At 65.6% G+C, this 21489-nt stretch carries 11 protein-coding genes; 5 read left to right on the top strand and 6 right to left on the bottom strand.

The features are described 5' to 3' along the window. Positions 1-3: 3 nt before the first annotated feature. Both Q362_RS0112340 and Q362_RS0112335 read left to right on the top strand, forming a co-directional pair. On the top strand, positions 4-2673 hold the full coding sequence (locus tag Q362_RS0112340) for a DUF2339 domain-containing protein (protein ID WP_028318943.1): 2670 nt from the start codon (positions 4-6) through the stop codon (positions 2671-2673). Further along, on the top strand, positions 2670-4046 hold the full coding sequence (locus Q362_RS0112335; RefSeq protein ID WP_028318942.1) for a DUF3999 family protein: 1377 nt from the start codon (positions 2670-2672) through the stop codon (positions 4044-4046). Before Q362_RS0112340 ends, Q362_RS0112335 begins: the two co-directional genes overlap by 4 nt. A gap of 26 nt (positions 4047-4072) precedes the next feature. On the opposite strand, the gene Q362_RS22880 is transcribed toward Q362_RS0112335, so the two are convergent. Genes Q362_RS22880 through Q362_RS0112305 form a run of 6 tightly spaced genes read right to left on the bottom strand, consistent with a single transcriptional unit; the run spans position 4073 to position 17115 of the window. Beyond that, on the bottom strand, positions 4073-7471 hold the full coding sequence (locus Q362_RS22880) for a PAS domain S-box protein (protein ID WP_084312659.1): 3399 nt from the start codon (positions 7469-7471) through the stop codon (positions 4073-4075). 18 nt (positions 7472-7489) lie between these two features. Next, positions 7490-9487 (bottom strand): methyl-accepting chemotaxis protein, encoded by a 1998-nt coding sequence (locus tag Q362_RS0112325; protein WP_028318941.1) that lies wholly within the window; start codon positions 9485-9487, stop codon positions 7490-7492. A 43-nt stretch (positions 9488-9530) separates the two neighbouring features. Further along, on the bottom strand, positions 9531-12416 hold the full coding sequence (locus Q362_RS20460) for a bifunctional diguanylate cyclase/phosphodiesterase (protein WP_051554241.1): 2886 nt from the start codon (positions 12414-12416) through the stop codon (positions 9531-9533). A gap of 12 nt (positions 12417-12428) precedes the next feature. After that, positions 12429-12788 (bottom strand): hypothetical protein, encoded by a 360-nt coding sequence (locus tag Q362_RS0112315; protein WP_028318940.1) that lies wholly within the window; start codon positions 12786-12788, stop codon positions 12429-12431. A 26-nt stretch (positions 12789-12814) separates the two neighbouring features. Then, complete coding sequence (locus Q362_RS0112310; RefSeq protein WP_035216593.1) at positions 12815-14173, bottom strand: sigma-54-dependent transcriptional regulator; 1359 nt, start codon at positions 14171-14173, stop codon at positions 12815-12817. A 14-nt stretch (positions 14174-14187) separates the two neighbouring features. After that, positions 14188-17115: a PAS domain S-box protein gene (locus Q362_RS0112305; RefSeq protein WP_169737419.1), complete on the bottom strand. Its 2928-nt coding sequence runs from the start codon at positions 17113-17115 to the stop codon at positions 14188-14190. Positions 17116-17575: 460 nt separating this feature from the next. Between Q362_RS0112305 and Q362_RS20455 the strand changes: the two genes are divergently transcribed. Genes Q362_RS20455 through Q362_RS23630 form a run of 3 tightly spaced genes read left to right on the top strand, consistent with a single transcriptional unit; the run spans position 17576 to position 21347 of the window. Next, positions 17576-19675: a sensor domain-containing protein gene (locus Q362_RS20455; RefSeq protein ID WP_245590220.1), complete on the top strand. Its 2100-nt coding sequence runs from the start codon at positions 17576-17578 to the stop codon at positions 19673-19675. 29 nt (positions 19676-19704) lie between these two features. Further along, positions 19705-21123, top strand: coding sequence for a methyl-accepting chemotaxis protein (locus tag Q362_RS0112295; protein WP_028318937.1), 1419 nt, complete (start codon positions 19705-19707; stop codon positions 21121-21123). Positions 21124-21161: 38 nt separating this feature from the next. Further along, positions 21162-21347 (top strand): hypothetical protein, encoded by a 186-nt coding sequence (locus tag Q362_RS23630; RefSeq protein WP_157470084.1) that lies wholly within the window; start codon positions 21162-21164, stop codon positions 21345-21347. The last annotated feature ends 142 nt before the right edge of the window (positions 21348-21489 follow it).

Here is a 21489-nt window from a genome sequence, read left to right as displayed (position 1 = left end):
GCGATGCGAACGATACTGACCCTTCTGGCTATCTTCCTGGCCGGCGCCGCCGGTGCGAGTCTCTCCTTCCACGGCCCTGTGCCCGGTCTTCTGGCCGGCGCGGTGGCCTATCTCCTGATCGAGGTGGTCGCCCTGCGCCGCCGGATCAACAGGCTGGAGACGTCGCTTGCGCAGATACCCCGGCCGGAGCGGCAAACGCCGCCGCCGGAATCGGCGCAGGCGTCCTGGCGAGAAGAGCGAGCCGACGATCGTGTCCAGCCGTCCGCCGTGTCCCTGGAACCGCTGCCCGGAGAGCAAACGGCGGCCCCGGCGGATGCCGCACCCGCGGCGGTCCCCCCGATGCCCCCCTCAGACCGCGTGCCCGACCTGCTTGCCCGGCTGTTGCATTGGCTTACCGGCGGCAATCCGGTCCTCAAGGCCGGCATCGTGGTGCTGTTTTTCGGCGTGGCCTTTCTTCTGAACTACGCGGCCCAGCGCAACCTGCTCCCCATCGAACTGCGGCTCGCCGGCGTGGCCGCCGGCGCCCTCGTCCTGCTGCTGCTCGGCTGGCGATTGCGGCACGGGCACGCCCTGTACGGCCTGGGTCTGGAGGGGGCCGGTATCGGCATTCTCTACCTGGTGGTCTTTGCCTCGGCCAAAGTCTACCACCTGCTGCCTCTTCCGCTGGCCCTGGCGGTGATGATCGGGCTGGTCGGACTGTCCTGCGCCCTGGCCGTCCTCCAGAATGCCAGGGGACTGGCCGTTGCCGGCTCGGTCGGCGGTTTTCTCGCGCCGGTTCTGATGTCCTCCGGCGGCGGCAGCCATGTGCTCCTCTTCTCGTACTATGCCTTCCTGAACGGCGGCATCCTCGCCATCGCCTGGTTCAAGGCCTGGCGGGAGCTGCATCTCACCGGCTTCGTCTTCACCTTCGGCGTGGCCGCCCTCTGGGGCACCTCGGCCTACATTCCCGCCCATTTCGCCACCACCGAACCCTTTCTCATCCTGTTTTTCGTGATGTACTGCCTGATCGCCGTGCTGTTCGCCCATCGTCACCCCCTACACCTGCGCGGCGTTATCGACGGCCCCTTGGTGTTCGGCCTGCCGATCGTGGCCAGCGGCCTCCAGGCCTGCCTGGTCATCGATGTCCGCCATGGCCCCGCGTTCAGCGCCCTGGCGCTGGGCGGCTGGTACCTCGGCCTGGCGCGCCTGCTGTGGAACCGGATGGGGGCGGGCATGCGGTTGCTGACCGAGGCCTTTCTCGCCCTGGGCGTGGTTTTCGCCAGCCTCGCCATTCCACTGGGGCTCGATCCCCATTGGACCACCGCGGCCTGGGCCCTCGAGGGCGCCGCCCTGGTGTGGGTCGGGATCCGGCAGCATCGGCGGTCGGCCCGGATCTTCGGCCTGCTGCTGCAACTGGGAGCGGCGCTCGCCTTCATCGACTCGCCGGCGAACTCCGGCGCCATTCTCTTCGCCAACCGGTTGTTCCTCGGCTGCGGCCTGCTGGCGGCGGCGGGGATACTCTCGGCGTACTGGCTGGACCGACATCAGGGACGGCCATTCGACTGGGAAGGGCCTGCAGCCCGGGTTATCCTGGCCTGGGGATTGGCCTGGTGGCATGTGGGCGGGTTCGCGGACCTGGACCGCCATGTCGACGGGCAGGCGCTCTTCCCGGTCTTTCTCCTGTTCTCGGGCACCACCGCGGCGGGCTTGGGCGCGGCTGCCCGCTGGTTCAGGTGGTCCCGGCTCTTCACCGCGCTCCTGCTCCTGCTGCCCCTCATGCTGCTCGCTTTCTGCGCCCAGGCCATGGACTGGCACGGCAATCCGCTGCTGACGGGCTGGGGCTGGCTGGCCTGGCCGCTGGCCATGGCGCTTCAGTACGGCCTGCTCTTCCGCTTTCAGGACGACCTGCCCCGGAATATCCTCCCCCTCTGGCACCAACTCACCCTGTGGCTGCTGCTGGCCGTTGTCACCGTGGAGGCCGCATGGCGGGTCGACCACCTGCCGGGCCTCGCCGGGACATGGTCGCTGGCCTGCTGGGGCCTTGTGCCGGTCGCGTTCCTTTCGCTCCTCGAATGGCAAGGAGACCGCCTCGTCTGGCCGGTGGCCCGTTTCGCCCGGGCCTACCACGGCATCGGCACCGACGTGCCCCTGGCGCTCCTGTTGCTGTGGCTGTTCGCCTCCCTTGCCGTGAGCGGCGATCCGGCCCCCCTGCCCTACCTGCCCCTGTGCAATCCGCTGGAGCTGGCCGAACTGGCCATTCTCCTGCTGGCCGCGTTCCGGGGCGTCCGGGCGGCCCGGAAAGGCAACGCACCGCACTGGTGGCTCCTGGTGGTGGCCGCCCTGGCGTTTTTCTGGCTGAACGCGGTCGTCGGCCGGAGCGTCCACTTCTTTGCCGGGGTGCCCTACCGTCTCGACGCCCTGTTCGCCTCGTCGATCATGCAGGCGGGCATCGCCGCGCTGTGGTCGGTGCTCGCCCTGGCCCTGACCATCCGGGGCGCCCGAAGGGGACACCGGCCCCTCTGGCTGGGCGGCGCCGGCCTGCTCGGCCTGACGGTGATCAAACTCTTTCTCGTCGATCTTTCGGGCACCGGCGCCATCGGCCGCATCGTCTCCTTCCTGGTGGTCGGCCTGCTGATGCTGGTGATCGGCTTTTTCGCCCCCCTGCCTCCCCGCGCCAAGGAACCGTCGCCATGAACCGTGCCGTGCCCGCTTGCCTGTGTCTTTTCGCCCTCGTTTGTCCGTCGTGGGCCGCCGCCCTCGTTCCGAACGACTTTGCCGCCGGTTTCGCGCTTCCGGGGGCCGATGGTACGGGCATCCACGTGGTCGAATTGCCGCCGGCCGTCTACGAGAAGGCGCAACGCCCGGATCTCGCCGATGTCCGGGTGTTCAACGGTGCCGGCGAGGCCGTGCCCCACGTGGTGCGCGGAGTTGCCGGGGAGGACCGGGCAATCCGGCGGGCCGTGCCCTTCTTTCCCTTGCCCGGCGTCCGCTCGGCGCAGACCGGCGACCTGTCGCTCCGGGTTGCCCTGCAGCCGGACGGCACGGTGCTCGCGGTGGACGCCGGCACCAGGACCCCGGCCCCTCCGGCCGGCTCGTATCTGCTCGACACCGCCCGATGGAACGGCACCGGCCCCTCGGCGCTCGAACTGCACTGGCGCAGCCCGTCCACCGGTCTCCTGACCCTGTCCCTGATGCACAGCAGCGACCTGGTGCACTGGTCGCCCCTGGTCGACCGGGTGGTGCTGGCCGATCTCAGCTACCAGGGCAGCCAGGTCGTTGCCCGCCGCATTTCGCTCCCCGGCAAGCCGCTACCGTATATTCGCCTGGATTGCATCGACTGCCGGGAGCCTTTGCTCCTGCGGGAGGTCGTCGGTCTCACCGGTCCGCCCGTTGCCGACGAAGAGTGGCAATGGGCGCGGCTTCGGGCGGACCGGGCCACGGAGGAGCAGGGGCAACGCATCATCGCCTATCGCCTGGAGGCAAAAATGGCGGTGACGGCCGTGCAACTGCGGTTTCCCACGGCCAATTCCCTGCTTCGGGCCGTCATCGAGGCCCGCTCCGCGAACGACGGTCCCTGGCGGCAGGTGGTCCGGGCCGACTTCTATCGTCTTGACCGGGAAGGCACGCCCCTGGTCAATCCACCGGCGACCTGCCCGCCGATCCCGGCTCCGGAGTGGCGCATCCGGGTCGTCGCCGACCATGCCGGCCTGGAGGGCAAGGGACCCCTGCCGGAACTGGACCTCGGTTGGCGCCGGCAAGAGATCCTTTTCCTCGGCCGGGGACAGGGACCGTACCTCCTGGCCTTCGGCAGCGCCAGGGCCGCCGGGGCCGATTCCGGCCAGGACACCCTGGTGCTGGCCGCGTTGCGGCAGACCGGCACCGAAGCCCATGTCCGGCGGATCGTGCCGGGCGCGCCGGTCTCCCTCGGCGGCGACCGGGCGTTACAGCCGGATGCCGCCGCCTCCTGGCAGCAGATCCTGCTGTGGCTGGTCCTCGTCGCCGGAGTGGGCCTTCTTGCCGTCATGGCGCGAAAACTCCTGCGCGAGTTGCCCGCCCGGACCGACTGAATGCCGCCGATCGCCGTAGACCCGCCCTATCCCTTCGCGTCCAGCACCTCCCGGATCTTGGCCGCCAGATCCTCCGTCGAGAAGGGTTTCGCCAGAAAACTGACGCCCTCGTCCAGGACATGCCGGTGCGCGATGACGTTGGCCGTATAGCCCGACACAAACAGCACCTTGACCGACGGACAGAAGAATTGGATCTCCCTCGCCAGCTCCCTGCCGTTCATCTCCGGCATGATGACGTCGGTGATCAGCAACCGGATGTCCCTGGCATGCCACCGGGCCAGTTGCAGGGCCTGTCTCGGTGAGGTTGCGGCCAGCACGGCGTAGCCCAGATATTCGAGGATGTTCCGGTTGAGCGTCAGAATCGTCTCGTCGTCCTCCACCACCAGGACCGTTTCGTTGCGCCCGGCGAGGTGCACGTCCGGCGGCGCGGTTTCGTCATCCCGTGCCGCCGATCCCTCGGCCCGCGGCAGATACAGGCGGAAGGTCGTGCCTTCGCCCGGTTCGCTGTACACATTGACGAACCCGTTGTTCTGCCTGACAATGCCGTACACGGTGGCCAGGCCGAGGCCGGTCCCCTCGCCCATGCCCTTGGTGGTGAAGAACGGCTCGAAAATCTTGTCGAGGATATCCTTTTCGATGCCGCAGCCGGTGTCGCTCACCGCCAGCAGGACGAAATCACCGGGGATGAAGCCGGCGCGTTCGGCGCAATAGGCGGCGTCAAAGGTCACCGTGCCCGTTTCGATGGTGATCTTGCCGCCGCGGTTCTTCATCGCATCGCGGGCATTGACGCACAAATTCGCCAGGAGCTGATCCACCTGCGACGGGTCCATGAGCACCGGCCACAGATCCTTCCCCGGCAGCCACTGCAACTCGATGTTTTCGCCGATGAGCCGTTGCAGCATTTTCAGCATGCCGCCCATGGTCCCGTTCAGGTCGAGCATCTTGGGGGCGATGGTCTGCTTGCGGGCAAAGGCGAGCAATTGCCGGGTGATCTCCGCCGAACGCCTGGCCGCCAAAACGATCTCCCGAAGGCTCGCATACACCGGGTCCGCCTGCCCCACCTTCCGGGAGGCGAGTTCCGCGTAACCGAGGATGACGCTGAGCATGTTGTTGAAATCGTGGGCAACTCCTCCGGCCAGCTGGCCCACGGACTCCATCTTCTGCGACTGGTTCAGCTGTTCGCGCAGCCTGTCCCGTTCCTCCTCGGCCGCTCTGCGCTCGGTGATGTCGCGGACCACGGCCGACATCCCCTCCGGGATTCCCTCGTTGTTCACGATGAGAAAGGTGCGCAGCTCGACGGGAAAGACCGTGCCGTCCCGGCGCCGGTACTCCTTTTCATAGAGGCTCGAGCAGCCCTCGTGCATGAGCTGCTTCCTGATGTGTTCCTTTTCAAAGGCCAGCCACTGCCCGGGGGTGATGTCGCGCACGTTCATCCGCTTGAGTTCGTCGACCGAATAGCCCAGCATGGCCCCGTAGGCATCGTTGCATTCCCGGAGGTTGCCGCGCAGGTCGGTGACCACGAAGGCATCCATCATGCTGCGGTACAGCGTCCGGTACCGCCGCTCGCTGGCCAGCAGCGCCTCCTCCACCGTTTTCTGCTCGGCGAGCCGCCAGATGTCCTCGGCGATCTGCACGATGATGTCGGCGTCCTTTTCCGTGAACGGCTCCTGCTTGTCCGCCGCCCCGAGAACCGCAACGACCCGGTTGTTTCTGAGCACGGGCGCCAGCACGTCCCGGACGGTCCCGAATCGGCGCGTCCCGCCGTTGGCCGCCCGGCTCGGTGCCGGCTGTTCGCGGATGACCGGCCGTTCGTGGTGGAGGATGTCCGGCCAGTGCCCGTCCGGCCCGCTGATGTCCTCGAATGCCGCCCATGAACCGGTATGGCCCGCTGCCGTTTCCTTCGGGGTCGGGAGCCGCCGGATGGCCAGCGTTCTCCGCTCCGGCTCGGCGGTCTGGAGGAACACCAGGGGGCTGGTCACCAACAGCGCCGTCTCGTGCAGGGCCTTGATCAGGAATTCGTCCAGGCTGTGCGTCTCGGCATATTCCCGCAGGTGCAACCGGGTACCGACAAGTCGATGCATCCTGCGCTCCTCCATCTGGTCGCGAAAAATCAGCACGGCGCCGATGGCCGCTCCCCGGGTATCGAACATCGACGCAATCGACACCATCACCGCCCGTTCGGCGCCGTTGCGGGTCCGCAACAGGACCTGGCTGTATCCCTCCACCAGGCCGCCCCCCTCCGGGACGAAAGGAACCTGTTCCTCCCGCGCCGGCAGGGTTGTCCCCGCCACCGTGGGAAAGACCTCGGCCAGGGGTCGGCCGCAGGCGGTCTCGTGCGTCCAGCCGGTGAGGGCCTCTGCCATGGCGTTGAACAGTTCGATCCGGCCGGAACCGTCGGTGACGATGATGCCGTCGCCGATGGCCTGCAAGGTGATCCGGTGGCGTTCCAGGCTGTGGCGCAGCCGGGCCTCGGTTTCGTACAGGGCCTTGTAGTACGCCTTCTGCCTGTATTGCCAGGCAAACAGGCCCAGGCCGCCGCCGCCCACCGTCAGGACGGCGAAGGCCAGCATGAGCAGGGCGGCCCGAAAGCGCCAGACGCCGAAGATCTCGGCCGCTTCTTCCCTGACGATGACCACCCAGTCGGAATCGGGAACCGGCGCGATGGCCGCCAGCGAGGCGATCCCGCGGTCGTCCGGTCCCTCGACGACACCGACATGGCCGGCGAGAGCCGTGGCCGCGAGCGAACCGGGTATAGCTGCCGGCGGGCCGCCGCCTTCGCCGCTCCGCCGCACCAGCAGCGCTTCCATGGTCGGGGTCGGCGTGACCCGGAACCTGAGCATGGAAGACACCCCCTGGGCACCCTCATAGACCATCACCGCCGCGCCCACGGGAAAACGGGGCGGGCGCTCCGCGCTGAACAACGGCACCACCAGCTCGATCCGGGGTTCCGGGACGGCGGGATCGGCGGGCACTTCCACCAGCACGGGCTGTTCCCGGTGAAAAGCCGCGGCAAGGGCGGCCCCCCGCTCCCGTCGTTCGTCGCCCCGGCCGCCGAGGCGGATGCGACCGTCGCCGTCGACCAGCAACAGATCGGCACAGACGCCCTGCTGCTGGATGGGACGCAGGAGACGCGACAGCGTTTCCGTCCGGCCCTGGTCCGGAGCGCTCAGCAGCCGCACGGCCTCTTCCCGCACGACAGGGTTTTCGGTCAGCAGAAGCGCGTCGCGCAGCCGAGTCGCCCGCCAATCCGCCAACTGGTTCGCCTTGAGAAGGGCGACGGCTTCCAGCTGCCGCTCCGCCCGCACCTTGGCGGAGTTCCTTTCGGCGTGATAAAACCACCAGCCGCAGGCCAGCAGGACGACCAGGGGCAGCAGGACCACCACCGCCCTGACGACGGCGGCCAGCATACGTTTCGGGACCGTCATCGGCAAAACCCCGATGCGTCAGATCTTGAACCCATCGACGATCTCCTTCAAGGTCGCCGCCAGCTTTTGCAGATCCGCGGCACTGGTCTTCACCAGTTGGCTGCTCGCGGAAATCTCGCTGGAGGCCGTGTTGACCGTGGTGATGTCCTTGGTGATCGAGGCCGCCACCGCCGAACTCTGGCTGACGTTTTCGTTCACCTCGCTCATGCCCTGCGATGCCTGGGCAATGTTATTGGCGATTTCCTGCGTTGCCGAACTCTGTTCGTCGACCGCAGTCGAGATCACGGTGACGATCTCGTTGATATTGTGAATGACCTGCGAGATGTGCTTGATTTCCTCGACCGTGGTGCCGGTGGTCGACTGCATCTCCCCGATCTGATTCTTGATGTCGAGGGTGGCGGCGGCGGTCTGCTTGGCCAGTTCCTTGATCTCGTTGGCCACCACGGCAAACCCCTTGCCGGCCTCCCCGGCCCTGGCGGCCTCGATGGTGGCATTGAGCGCCAGCAGGTTGGTCTGTTCGGAGATCTCGGTGATCGCCTCGGTGACCCTGCCGATCGCCTGGGCCGCCCTGCCCAGCTCCGCCATCTTAGCCGAGGTCGAATTGGCCTGTTCCACGGCGGCCAGGGAAATGGCGTGCGCCTTCTGGGCATTGTCGGCGATCTCGCTGATGGTCGCCGTCATCTCCTCGGCGGCGCTCGCCACCATGGAGGTGTTGGTGGTCGACTGTTCCATGGCGGCGGCCACGTTGTTGAGGTTGACGGTCATCTCCTCGGCGGCGGCGGCCACGCTGTCGGCCCGCCGGGACGTATCCTCGGAATTGGTGGAGAGATCGGCCGCCACCTTGGCCAGGTCGTTGGAGGAGGCGTCGATGGAGCGGGTGTTCTCGGCAATCCTGCCCACGATGTCCTGGAGTTTCTCGATGAAGAGGTTGAACCAGCGCGCCAGCTCGCCGATCTCGTCCCTGGAGTTGACGCGCAACCGCATGGTCAGGTCGCCCTCCCCCTCGGCGATGTCCTCCAGCCCGGCCACCGCCCGTTTCAGCGGCACGGTGATGCTGCGGGAGAACAGGAGCACCCCGCCGCAGACCAGGGCCACCGTGACCAGGGTGATCAGCAGGATGGAGGTGCGGATGGAACGGGTCGAGGCCAGGAACTCGGCCGCATCCTGGGTCACCGCGATGCTCCACCCCTTGATGGCGACCGGGGCGTATCCCGCGATCTTCGGCACGCCGGTGAACACGTAATCCTGGGCGCCCTTGCCGCCGGCCACCATCTCCCTGGTAATGGCCTCCATGCCGGCCAGGGTCTTGAGATCCAGCTTCTGCTCCAACTCCTTCTTGGGATGGGCGATGATGAGGCCGTTCTGGTCGCACATGAAGGCGTAGCCGGTGGAACCGACCTTCACCGACGACACGTGGCTGATCAGCGGCTGTGCCTTGAGCGACAGGCCGAAAACCCCGAGGAACTCGCCGGCATAGGAAAAGATGGGCGCGCAGAGGACGTAGATGACATCGCCGGTCACCTTGGAGAAGACGATGTCGCCGATCACCGCCTTGCCGCTGCTCTTGGCCTTCTGGAAATACGCCATGTCCGCCAGGTTGACGCCCTTGTACTCCTCGCCGCCCGCCAGTTCGCCGGTGTACATGTAGCCCTTGTCATCGGTGACGAATATGCCGAGATAGCTCTCGTCCAACTGCTTGAACTTGGCCTTCATCTGCTGCCGCAGGGTGGCGATGTCCGCGGCCGCGCCGCTCAGGCCCAACTCCTTCACCTTCTGCCCGATCAGCCGGACATTGGTGTCGACGGCGTGGGCGGAGGCGGTTTTTGCCTGGGCGTCGAGGGTCGAGGAGATGACCAGCGCCAGTTTTTCCGCCTGGGACGCGGCATTGTCGCGGGAAATGGCGGTCAGGGCGGTGGCCGATTTGGAGACCGCCAGGAAACCCACCACCATGAGTGGAATAACAACCGCAAGACACCCACCTGCAATCAGCCGAAAACCAATCGATCGAATGTTCATTGTTCCTCCTTGTTCGTGTTTATTCCTGCGTTCACTGCACGTCTCACATCCTTCCAGTTTCTTCCCCCGCCCCGGGAACCGGACCGGTGTCGACAAAGGCGAGAAAATCGTCGACCGGCAACGGCCCGCTGTAGACATACCCCTGGATCTGTTCGCAGCGGTACCGCCTGAGCCATTCGAGCTGCGCCTCGGACTCGACCCCCTCGGCCACCACGTCGATGCCGAGATTGTGCGCCATGAGCATGATCGTCTCCACCAACTGGGCGTCGCTGGGATCGTCCGGCAGGTCGCGGATGAAGGAGCGGTCTATCTTCAAGGTCCGGATCGGGAACCGCTTGAGATAGGAGAGCGAGGAATAGCCGGTGCCGAAATCGTCGATGGCGATGCCGATGCCGATCTGCACCAATCTGTTGAGGGTTTTCACCGTGTTCGCCAGGTTGGTCATCATGGCGGTCTCGGTGATTTCCAGTTCGAGCCGCGATCCCGCGATTCCGTATTTCAGCAGCATGGCGGCAATCCGCTCCACCAGGTTGCCCTGGATGAATTGGAGCGGCGACAGGTTGACCGCGATGGTGAGATCCGCGCGCCCGCGGGCGCCGAGGGCGTTGAGCACCTGGCAGGCGTATTCCAGGATCTGTTCGCCCAGGGGAACGATCAGGCCGGTCTCCTCCGCCAGGGGAATGAATTCGTTCGGGTTGACGATGCTGCCGTCCTTTTTCCGCCAGCGCACCAGGGCCTCGGCCCCGACGACCGTGTTGGCGGAGGGGTTGCATTTCGGCTGGAAGAACACGATGAACTCCCGGTCCAGCACGGCCTGGCGGAGATCGTGTTCCATCTGCTGCCGCGTGGAGATGCGCTCGCTCAGTTCGGAGGTGAACAGGCAGTAGTTGTTTTTGCCCCGGGCCTTGGCCTGATACATGGCGATGTCGGCATGCTTGGTCAGGGTGCCGGGGTCGCCGCCGTCATCGGGATAGAACGCCACCCCTATGCTCACGGTGACGAACAGGTCGCTGCCGGCAACGGTGAACGGCAGGGCGAAACTGTGGAGCAGCCGCTTGACCAGCTCGATCACCACCGACTCCGAGGCCACCGCGGCCACCAGGACGAGGAACTCGTCGCCTCCCAGGCGGGCCACGGTGTCTTCCTCCCGCAGGTTCGCCGCCAGGCGGTTGGCCACCTGCAAAAGAAGCCTGTCGCCCCACTCGTGGCCCAGCGTGTCGTTCACGTTCTTGAAATTGTCGAGATCCAGGAACAGCACCGCCAGCTTGGTGCCGCCCCGCTTGACATGGGCGATGGAGACCTTGATCCGGTCAAAGGCCAGCAGGCGGTTGGGCAAGCCGGTGAGGGCGTCGTGATAGGCCTGGTGGGCGATGTGCTCCTCCTGCCGTTTCATCTCGGTGACGTCGTGAAAAACGCCCACGTAATGGCTGCGCCCCCCCGCCTGATCGTCGATGGCACTGATGCTGAGAACCTGTGGATACACCTCGCCCGACTTGCGCCGGTTCCACATCTCGCCGGTCCACCGCCCCTTGTCCAGCAGGGCCTGCCAAAGGTACTCGTAGAACTCCCGGCCATGCCGCCCCGACTGCAACACCCGGCAGTTGCTCCCCCGGACCTCGTCGGCGGCATAGCCGGTGATTTCGGTGAAGGCGCGATTGACGGCGAGAATGTTCGCATCCGCGTCGGTGATGACGATCCCCTCCAGGGCATGCTCGACCGCCTGGCGGTAGATGAGCAACTGCTGCTCGGTCTGGATCCGCTCCCTGATCTCGGCGAGCACCTTGAGATTCGATTGCCGGAGCCGGTCGAGGTGGGCGTTGAAGTGGCGACCGAGAAGACCGATTTCGCCCAGGGCTTGCTCGTCGGCGACCACATCGACTCTGTCCTCGGTGGCGCCTTGCATCTGCCGGGTCAGGCGGGAAAGGGGGGCGGTGATCATCGAGCCGAGGGAGAGACTCAACCAGACCGTGCAGACCAGGGCACCCGCGACCGTCAGGCAGATGATCCAGCCGAGCCTGACCAGGGGCGCGAGCATTTCATCGACGTAGACCGTCGAGGCCACGATCCACTGCAGGGCGGGGATGTAGTCGAAGAAGACTATTTTTTTCTTGCGCTCGCTGGTTTCCTGATCCTCCCACTCATAAAAGAACGCGCCTTTTTTCAGCGCGACAATGCGCGCGAACACCGACGTGATCATCTCGTTCTCAAAGGTGCGGACATTGCCCTTGAGCCAGGGGTGCAGGAGAAGCTCGCCGCCGGTGCTGACGATGAAGGCGTAGCCGGTTTCGCCGAACCGGTGCGATTTCAGGCCCAGGCGGAGGTCGTTGACCAGAAAGCCCAGGTCCTGCCGGTCGCACGAGACCGAAACGATCCAGTCCCACGGGGCGAAATGCAGCATGTACAGGGCTCTCGGCCGGGGCCGGGGGTCGCCCGCGTCCTGCCATTCGTCTTCGAGATAGCCGTTTTTCCGCAGCATCTGCTGCCGGACGACCCGGTGTGCCGACAGATCGGCCCGCCGAAGGGCCGGTTCGGGATGGACCTGCACGATGCCCCGGCTCGACAGGGCGGAGACGACGACATGGCCGCCACCGCCGGACTGCCGGAGCAGCAGTTCCTCGCCCCGCGTCCGTGCCTCGGCGGCGTCGAGCCGGCCCGACCGCACCTGTTGTTCCAGGCCGTCCAGCAAGGCGAGGTTGACCTCGGCCAGCGTCCGCAGGTGGTTGCGGACCGCCATGGCGGCGGCGTGTTCGACGACATCCCTGACCGAGGTGGTGGCGATGGCCAGCTTGTCCATCATGGTGCGCTGCACCATGTCGGCAACAAGGGCGTAAATGACCGCGCCGGACACGATGAGGGTCATTGCGACGGCCGCGGAAAAAACGCCGGCCAGGTGGTATTTGATGGACCAACGCCGGGGCAGGATCGACATCGGCGGAATCCGTCAGTACGGGCAGGCGGGGAAAATGCCGGCAACGGCGGAACGGCCGGGGGCAGCGGCTTGCCGGTTCACGTCAACGCCGCGTCCAACCGCGCCGAACGCGGCGGCAGGGACGCCGGGAGAACGGTCGGCATCGGCCGGCCGCGTACCCGTGCCGCTCTGTCCCCCTGGTCCGCTACCGGCATGCATCACACCCTTGCCCTCCCCTCGGAACATTCGGCCGCCCTGTGCCGTTGCGGACAAGACCGCCGACAAAAACGAATAATCGTACCCGTATAGCAGAAAGCGTGCCGATAAAATAAACAATGATTCCGGATCATTGATAAGCAGGGGCAGCGGAAGTTGTCCATAGAAGGACACCATGTCCAAATCCGGACAAAATCCAAACCTCAGTAAAACAGCTTTCGCGTGGTCCTGAGCAGCCGGGCGGCTGCCGATTTGTTGTTGCCGGTCCGTTGCAGCGCCCACTCCAGCAGCCGGTGCACCACCGCTTCATGGGAGAATTCATCGGCGGTGAATTCGAAATGCAGGGTGATTGTGTCGGAGGCGGCACCGGCAGGCGGGGCGGCCTGCTGCTGGAGACGGAGCTGTTCGGGCTGAATCGGGCCGCCGTTGTTGACAATCGTGGCATATTCCAGGCAGTTGCGCAGTTCACGCACATTCCCCGGCCAGTCGTGCCGCATGAGCAGGTCAATGGCCGCGTTGGACAGTCCGGCCGGGGTCTTGCCCTGGTCATGGCGAAAGGCGTCGAGAAAATGGTCGACCAGGCCGGGAATGTCCGCCCTGCGCTGGCGCAAGGGGGGCAAGGTCAGGGGAAAGACATTGAGCCGGTAAAAGAGGTCGGTGCGGAACCGCCCCTGCCGGGACAGCTCCTTCAAGTCGCGATGGGTGGCCACGATGATCCTGAAGTCCGCGGCCTGCGGCAGATCGGATCCCACGCTTTCAAACACCTTTTCTTCAAGCACCCGGAGCAGTTTCGCCTGGAGGGCAAGGGGCATGTCGCCGATCTCGTCGAGGAACAGGGTGCCGCCGAGCGCGCGGCGGCACTTGCCTTCCCGCGGACTGTCCGCGCCGGTGAACGCCCCCTTGACATGGCCGAACAGCTCGCTTTCGAGAAACGGCTCGGGAATGGCGGCGCAGTTCACGGGAATGAAGGCGGCGGCAGCGCAGCCGGAAGCGATGTGGATGGCCCTGGCCAGCACCTCCTTGCCGGTGCCGCTTTCGCCGTAAATGGCCACCGTGGTCCGCGGGAAGGAGGCCACCTGATGGGCGGCGTTCAGCACGGCGCCCATGGCCGGCGTGACCGATTTGATGTTCTGAAAGCTGAACTGCTCGTTGAACAGGCTCTCCATCTGGTCGCAGCGTTGCCGCAGGCGGAGGCTTTCCAGATGCCGGCCGATGGTCAGCAGCAGCTCGTCGCGGTGGATCGGCTTGAGCAGGTAGTCGTCCGCGCCCTCCTTCATGGCGGCCACGGCGGTTTCGACGCTCCCGTGGGCGGTGAGCACCAGAAAGGGGAGCCGGGGCACGCGGCGGTGCACCTCGCGCAGCAGGGTCACCCCATCCATCTCCGGCATGACCAGATCGGAAAGCACCAGGTCGATGCCGGTCCGCTCCAGCATTGCCAGCGCTTCCCCGCCGTTGGCGGCGCTGTGGACCGCATAGCCGGCATCCCTGAGGTACGTCTCCAGCAGGAAACGGAAACTGGGCTTGTCGTCGACAATCAGAATGGTGGCCGCGGGCGCCTTCACGGTGATCCTCCCCGTCAGACGCCGGCTTCGGCGCAGCGGCCGGCGGCCCGCAATCGCGCCACCAGGGCGCGGAGTTCCGAAAACGGAAGAAACGGCGCTTGAACGTACAGACTCGCGGCGAGTTCGGCCGGGCGCTTGTCCTGCAGTGAGCCGCAAAGACCCTTCAGGCTGTGGGCCACCGCCTGGCAGAGATCGCGGTCCTCGGCCAGGAGCGCCCGGTCGAGGCGGTCGAGTTCCCGGACCATGTCTTCGCGGAGCAGGCCGAGATACATGTTCATCCGCACCGGATCGGGACCGAGACCGGCACGCACGTTGTCGGCCGGCGCCGGCGGGGATCCTTCCTCCGGGGTAGCCGGCAGCCCTTGGGGCGGCTCCGGTTTGCGGCAATGGGTCTCCAGGCTGCGCGCGAGCAGCCGGGGATCGAGCGGCTTGAACAGGACGGCCTGCATGCCGGCCGCCAGGCACCGCTCCGTGGTCGTCGTCTCGGTATCGGCGGTGAAGGCGACGACCGGCGTCCGCTCCCGGTGCGACGACCGTTCCTCCTCCCGCAGGCGGCGGGTCAGCTCGATTCCGTCCATATCCGGCATCCGGATGTCGAGCACCACGGCGTCATAGCGGTGCCGGCTCAGCAGATCCAGGGCGTGTCGGGCCGTTGCCGCCTCGGTGACCGCATGCCCCCACAGCCGGAGCGTATCGCGGAGGTGGAGCCGGTTGTAGACATTGTCTTCCACCACCAGCAGGGCGAGCGACCCCACCGATGCGACCTCGACTTCCCGGCCCTGCGGCGGCACGGCCGGCAGGAAGGGGAGTTCCACCGTGAAGCAGCTGCCCCGGCCGAACCGGCTGGCCACCTCGATGCGGCCGTGCATCAGTTCCACCAGCCGCCGGACGATCGCCAGCCCCAGCCCGCTGCCGCCATATTTGCGGGCCGTGCCCGGATCGAGCTGCAGAAAGGGCTGAAACAGCAGTTCATGACCGGACTCGTCGATGCCGATGCCGGTGTCCCTGACCTCCAGGCGGACCATCAGGCCGCCCTCCTGCTCCGCCGGCCCCGCCCCCCGCACGGTCAGGCACACCTCCCCGGTTTCGGTGAACTTGATGGCGTTGCTGAGCAGGTTGGCCACGACCTGGCGGAAGCGGATGGGATCGCCACTGACCCAGGCCGGCACACTGGCCTCCCTGTGCACCAGGAAAGCGAGCTGCTTGCGGGCGGCGATCGGCGCGTACTGCCAATGCAGCAGGTCGATGGCGTCCGGCAAGTTGAACGGAATGCTCTCGAGATGGAGCTGGCCGGCCTCGGCCTTGGACGTGTCGAGGATATTGTTGACCAGATCCATCAGCAACCGGGAGGACTGGTCGAGGATGTCGACGTATTCCTTCAGCCGGGCGACATCGGTTGTCTGCCGCGCCAGGGCGCTGAAGCCGACCATCGCATTCAGCGGCGTGCGGATCTCGTGGCTGATCATGGCCAAAAACTCGGATTTGGCCTTGTTCGCCTTTTCCGCCGCCTCGCGGGCCGCGTCCAGTTCGACCTGGTACCGCTTGAGTTCGGTGATGTCGATGGCGTTGCCGACGAACCATTCGATGGAACCGGCTTCGTTGTGGCAGGGATTCAGACTGGAAAAGTGCCAGCGGACGGAGCCGTCCCGATGGATGACGCGATTCTCGATGCCGCCGGCAACCTCGGCGTCCGTCAGCAGTTTCCGCTGAAAGGCCGCGCATGCCGGCACGTCCTCCGGATGGACGATCACCCGGAAATGCTTGCCGACAATGAACTCGGGCGCATAGCCGAGCAGTCTGGTGAAGCTGGGCGACACATAGGTCACCACCCCGTCGGGCCGGATGGTGTAGATGATGCCGTGGCTGTCGCGCACCAGGGAACGGTACATTTCCCGCGTTGCCCGCAACTCCCGTTCGGCGCGCTTTTCCTCGGTGATATCCTGGACAATGAAGACGGTGGCTTCGGGGAGGCCGACCCGGTCAAACAGCGGCGCCGCCATGATCCGGCAGTCGCTGCCGAAGGGAAGAAACCGCGTCTCGCGGGTGCACGGTTTCTCCTGGTTGAGAAGGTCGTGCAGGAAATCCGTGTCAGGGGACAGGGCGGTACCGCAGAGCAGTTCGCAGCAGCGGCGGCCGAGCGCTTGCCGCCGGGTGATGCCGAGGCAGTCGACAAAGGTCTGGTTGACCCGGGTGATGCGCTGTTGGGTATCCACCACGAACAGCATGCTGGGCGAGGCGTCGATGATCCTCTCCAAGTTCCGTTCCGAGGCCTCGGCGGCGAGCCATCCTTCCTCGGCCTGCCGATACCATTGCGCCAGCAGCCGGTTGGCGCAAAAGGATTCCCGGCGGGAGCGCTGCCAGTTGGTGGAGACCACCCAGCCGATCAGGTTGGCGAAGCTGTAGGCGCTCACCACCGACAGGGACGTCATAGACCCCACGGCCACTTTCTTGGCAAAGAATATGGTCAGGCTGCCCAGGCTGAACAGCAGGGGCGGCACGGCCCGCAACAGGGCCCGGCTCGGCTGGAGGGCGTACAGGCCGATGATGACCACCGGTTCGACGATTACATGTCCGATATAGGTCTCGGGCCGGGAAAGGGTGATCAGGTTACCGGCGATGGCGCAGGCGATCGCCCAGAGAAAGGACCAGCGGTCGAATCGGGCGGGATCGTCGGTCCGCCGGACAACCGCGATGGTCCACAGCGACAGGCCGATCAGCGCAAACCGCAGGCCGAGAATCCAGGGAAAGGCGGCGGTGCCCCGCAGAAACAGGTGATCGGCCCGCAGCCAGAGCAGATTGAAGCCCACCCCCACGCTGAGCAGGAGCACCAGTATCCGGACATCGGTCCGGAGGAAATGGAGTCGGCACTGCCTGCCGTCTCCCGGGGAGGCGGAGTCGAGCAGGGGGGAGAACCTGGCGATTTCGTTCTTCAAACCATTCACTCGGGCAAACTCCGACCGTTGTGCTCTCGGCGATGGGCATCCGCACGTCCCTTGGGCCACCGCGCCAGCGGCAAATGGCCTAAAATAGTCGGGCCAAGCAACAATGCAAGGACTTATTTCGTCCCGATCCATTGCGGGCAATCCCGGAATTTTATCGGGATACCCCGCTCGGTTGCGCACACTCCCACCCCGTTCCACTCCCGACCGCACCGATACCGCGGCCGGCCGGCGGCCATGGCATGGATACGCATTTGTAATAACAAAAAATCATTACGAACAAAAATGAAATGCGCTGCCAGAACCGTTGCAATCACTGACTTCTTGACTTTGGTTGCCAAGCCGCCGACCGAGCGTCACTCCGGCGGGGTCCGGCGCCAAAGGGACATTGTGGTACGACAATTGCTTCAGGGGCGAGATGAACACATACTCCCTTCAGGTTCTCTCGACATATCGATCCAGCATGCATACCAACGATGCCGCAACGAGACAGAATGCCGCAACCGTGTACCGGCACCTTTTCGACAACGCGGTGGAGGGGATTTTCCTCACCACGCCGGACGGTCGCTACCTCGATGTCAATCCGGCCCTGGCCAGGATTTACGGCTTCACCTCGACCAACGACCTGGTCGCGCATTTCAAGGACATCAAGCGGCAGCTCTATGTCGAGCCCAAGCGCCGCGACGAGTTTGTCCGCCTGCTGGAGCGGGACGACAAGGTGATCGGCTTTGAATCCAGGGTGCGCAAAAAGGACGGCGAGGTGATCTGGATCACCGAGAATGCCCGCGCCGTGTACGGCGACAACGGCCTTGTCAGCTACTACGAGGGCACGGTGATGGACATCACCGACCGCAAGCGGACCGAGTCCGATCTCGAAGTGCAACGGGCCTATTTCTCGCAGCTTTTCGCCAATTCCCCCCAGGCCATCGTCATCATCGACACCCGCCGCAACGTGGTGAACTGCAACCGGGGCTTCGAGAAACTGTTCGGATACCGGGCCGTGGACATCATCGGCTTCGGCATGCGCGCCCTGATCGTCCCCGAGGAACTGCTGGCCGAATGCGAAACCCTGCGCAACGCGATCCTTGCCGGCGAAACCGTCCAGTGCGAGACCGGCCGCCGCCACCGCGACGGTACCCTGATCCCGGTGGACATGATCGGTTTTCCCATCCGGGTCGGCGGGACGATCAACGGCATCATCTACATCTATCAGGACATTTCCGAACGGAAATCGTTCGAGGCCCAGATCACCCACCAGGCCTTCCACGACGCCCTCACCGGCCTGCCCAACCGCACCCTGTTCGGCGAGCGGCTCGAACGGGCCCTGGAACGGTCGCGGCGGCGGCCGGAACTGTTCTATGCGGTGCTGATGATCGATCTCAACAAATTCAAGGCGGTCAACGACCACCTGGGGCATGCGGCCGGCGACCAGTTGCTGATCGAGGTCGGCAAGCGGCTGTCGGGCTGCGTCCGCGCCGTCGACACCGTGGCCCGCCTGGGGGGCGACGAGTTCGCCATCATCCTGGAAGAATTTTCCACCGCCACCGAGGTGCGCAAGGTGACGCGGCGCATGCACACCATCCTCTGCCGCCCCTTCTCGCTGCTGGGCAACGATGTCACCCCCGGCGCCTCCATCGGCATCGTGCCCAGAATCGACGGCTACACCTCGGCCGAGGACGTGCTCCGCGACGCCGACATCGCCATGTACAAGGCCAAGCAGCAGGGCAAGGGCATGGTGCTGTTCGACAAGCGCATGCACCAGGAACTGGTCGAGTCGATCAACCTCGAAGCCGAGCTGCGGGAGCTGCTGACCAAGAACAACTGCGCCGACCTCACGCTTCATTATCAGCCCATCGTCAATGTGGCCGACGAGCGGCTGGTGGGCTTCGAGGCCCTGATCCGCTGGGACCATCCCCTGCGCGGCATGATCCCGCCCGACCGCTTCATCCCGCTGGCCGAGGAAACGGGACTGATCGTCGACCTGGGCAAATGGGTGATCAGCGAGGCCTGCAGTCAACTGAAAAAGTGGCAGGAATCCCTGATCGCCGCCCGCGACCTGACCATGAGCGTCAACGTTTCCTGCCGCCAGTTCGTCAAACCCGGCCTGGTCGAGCACGTGGCCGAGATGCTGCAACAGAACCGGCTGACGCCCTCCTGCCTCAAGATCGAGGTCACCGAATCGGTGCTCATGCACGATGTCAGCCGCACGGTCACCGAACTCAACCGGCTGCGCGGCCTCGGAGTGCAGATCGCCATCGACGATTTCGGCACCGGCTATTCCTCCCTTTCCTATCTGCGCCGCATGCCGATCGATCATCTCAAGATCGACCGTTCCTTCATCAGCGGTTTCGACCACACCCGGGAAAACGACCAGATCGTGCAATCGATCATCTCCCTGGCCCGCAGCCTGGGCTTGACCGTCATCGCCGAGGGGGTGGAAAACCGCGAGCAGCTCGACCGGCTGCGGGCGCTCAACTGCGACAAGGCCCAGGGATTCATGTTTTCCCGGCCCGTGGACGACCGACGGGCCCTGGAACTGATTCGGCAATTCCGCCTCGACTGACACTCGTCCCATCCCGGAACACCCATCCCATGTTCAATATCCTGCGTACTGCTGAAAAAAAACGGCGGGCGGAATGCGCCCGCGCCATCGCCGACGATCTGGCCGGCCGTTGGGATCTGGCCCGCTCCTTCACCCTGCCGGGAACCGGGCCGGCCAATCTGCTGGCCGACGCGCTCGACCGGATGTTCGGCCGGCTTCGGTCCTTCGTGCTCGACCTCACCCGCCGCAACATCGAAACAGCGACCGTAGCCCCGCTGACCCATGCCATTGCCGGCAAGGTCAAGCATTCCTCGGAAGCGCTCTCCCGCAGGGCCGAACAGATCGAAGGCACCTGCCGCCGGCTGGCCGAGGGCATCGGCGCCTCCGCCGACAGCGCCAATCACGCCCTGGACCAATCGGCCCTGATCGTCGACGAGATCGGCCGGAGCGGCACTCTCACCGATCAGGCCCTGGAGCGGATGCATACCATGGAGCAGGACGTCGACCGGCTGACCGAGGCCATCGCCCAGTTGGACCGGCAGTCGCGTTCCATCGGTTCGATCATCGAAACCATTTCCGACATCGCCGACCACACCGGCCTGCTTTCCCTCAACGCCTTCATCGAGGCGGCACGGGCCGGGGCGCACGGCGCCGGCTTCGGGGTCATCGCCCACGAAATCCGGCAGCTTTCCCAGGAGACCTCCAGGGCGGCCCAGGAGGTCAAGGATTCGCTGCTGGCGATCAGCGAGCTGATCGGGGAAACCGTCGGCGCGGTGGCACGGGTGCAGGATGGCGTCGCCTCGAGCGTGCAGGGCAACCGCGACGCCTCGGCCGCCCTGCAGCAGGTCAGCCGGGAACACCGGCGGTTCCACCATCAATTGGAATCGGTGATCAGCGCAGTGGCGGACCAGAAACAGGCGGTGGCCCTGTTCGCCGACGATCTGGCGCGGATCACCGCCATCGGCAGGGAGGGGGAAAGCGACAGCGGCAAGCTGGCGGAACTGGCGGAAAAGGTCAAAACCCTCACCGAACAGCAACTGTTGGCCACCGGCCTCTTCATTCTGCCCCAGTACCGCAAGGCCGAGGCCGCCGTGATCGCCGCGGCCGAGGATGCGGATATCCGCGCCCCCGGCGGTCGCACCGATCAGGCCCTGCAGCGCCATCTGCAGCGCCTGTCGTACCTCGAACTGATGTACCTGACCGACGCCGCCGGCGTGCAGATTTCAAGCAACGTCCAGCGCCGGGGCACGGCCGCCGCCTGCGATCAGGGTTCCAGGGGAAAAAACTGGAGCCGCAAGGATTGGTTCCGCAAGGTGCGGGACACGGGGACGTCCTATATCTCGGACATCTACAAATCGGACGCCACCAACACCTTCTGCCTCACCATCTCGGTGCCGGTGTACCGGGACGGCACATGGGTCGGCGTCCTCGGCGCGGACATCAACTTCGAGGATCTGCTCACCATTTAACTCCCGCCGCTTGCCATTTCTCGCCGACACGGGCGACCGTGACCGTCAAGCCATCACCCTATCTGGTGCCGCACCTCTGCCCGGCTGATCGGGATCGACCGATTCCCGGCTTTTCCGCCATCCGCTGTGCGGCAATCGCCCCCCAGCCGCCCGCCCTGGCCTCGTGCGAACCCATCGCCGCGATCATCTTCCGCCGGGTCCTGTTCCGGCAATCCCCGTCATGACTGTAACTCGGCGGCTGTCCGCCGATCATCGCCGCCGACGTGCCCTTCGCCATGACACCCCCTCCGGCGGTGTGAAGTACCGGCCAATCTGCGGCGTTCCGCGTGCCACCGACGTCGATCCCGTTGGGTGTCCGCCTGTTTT

The organism is Desulfobulbus elongatus DSM 2908, assembly GCF_000621145.1.
Classification (GTDB): Bacteria; Desulfobacterota; Desulfobulbia; order Desulfobulbales; family Desulfobulbaceae; genus Desulfobulbus; species Desulfobulbus elongatus.
The sequence above is the reverse complement of the archived record's forward strand: the minus strand, read 5'-3'. Positions and strand labels throughout refer to the sequence as shown.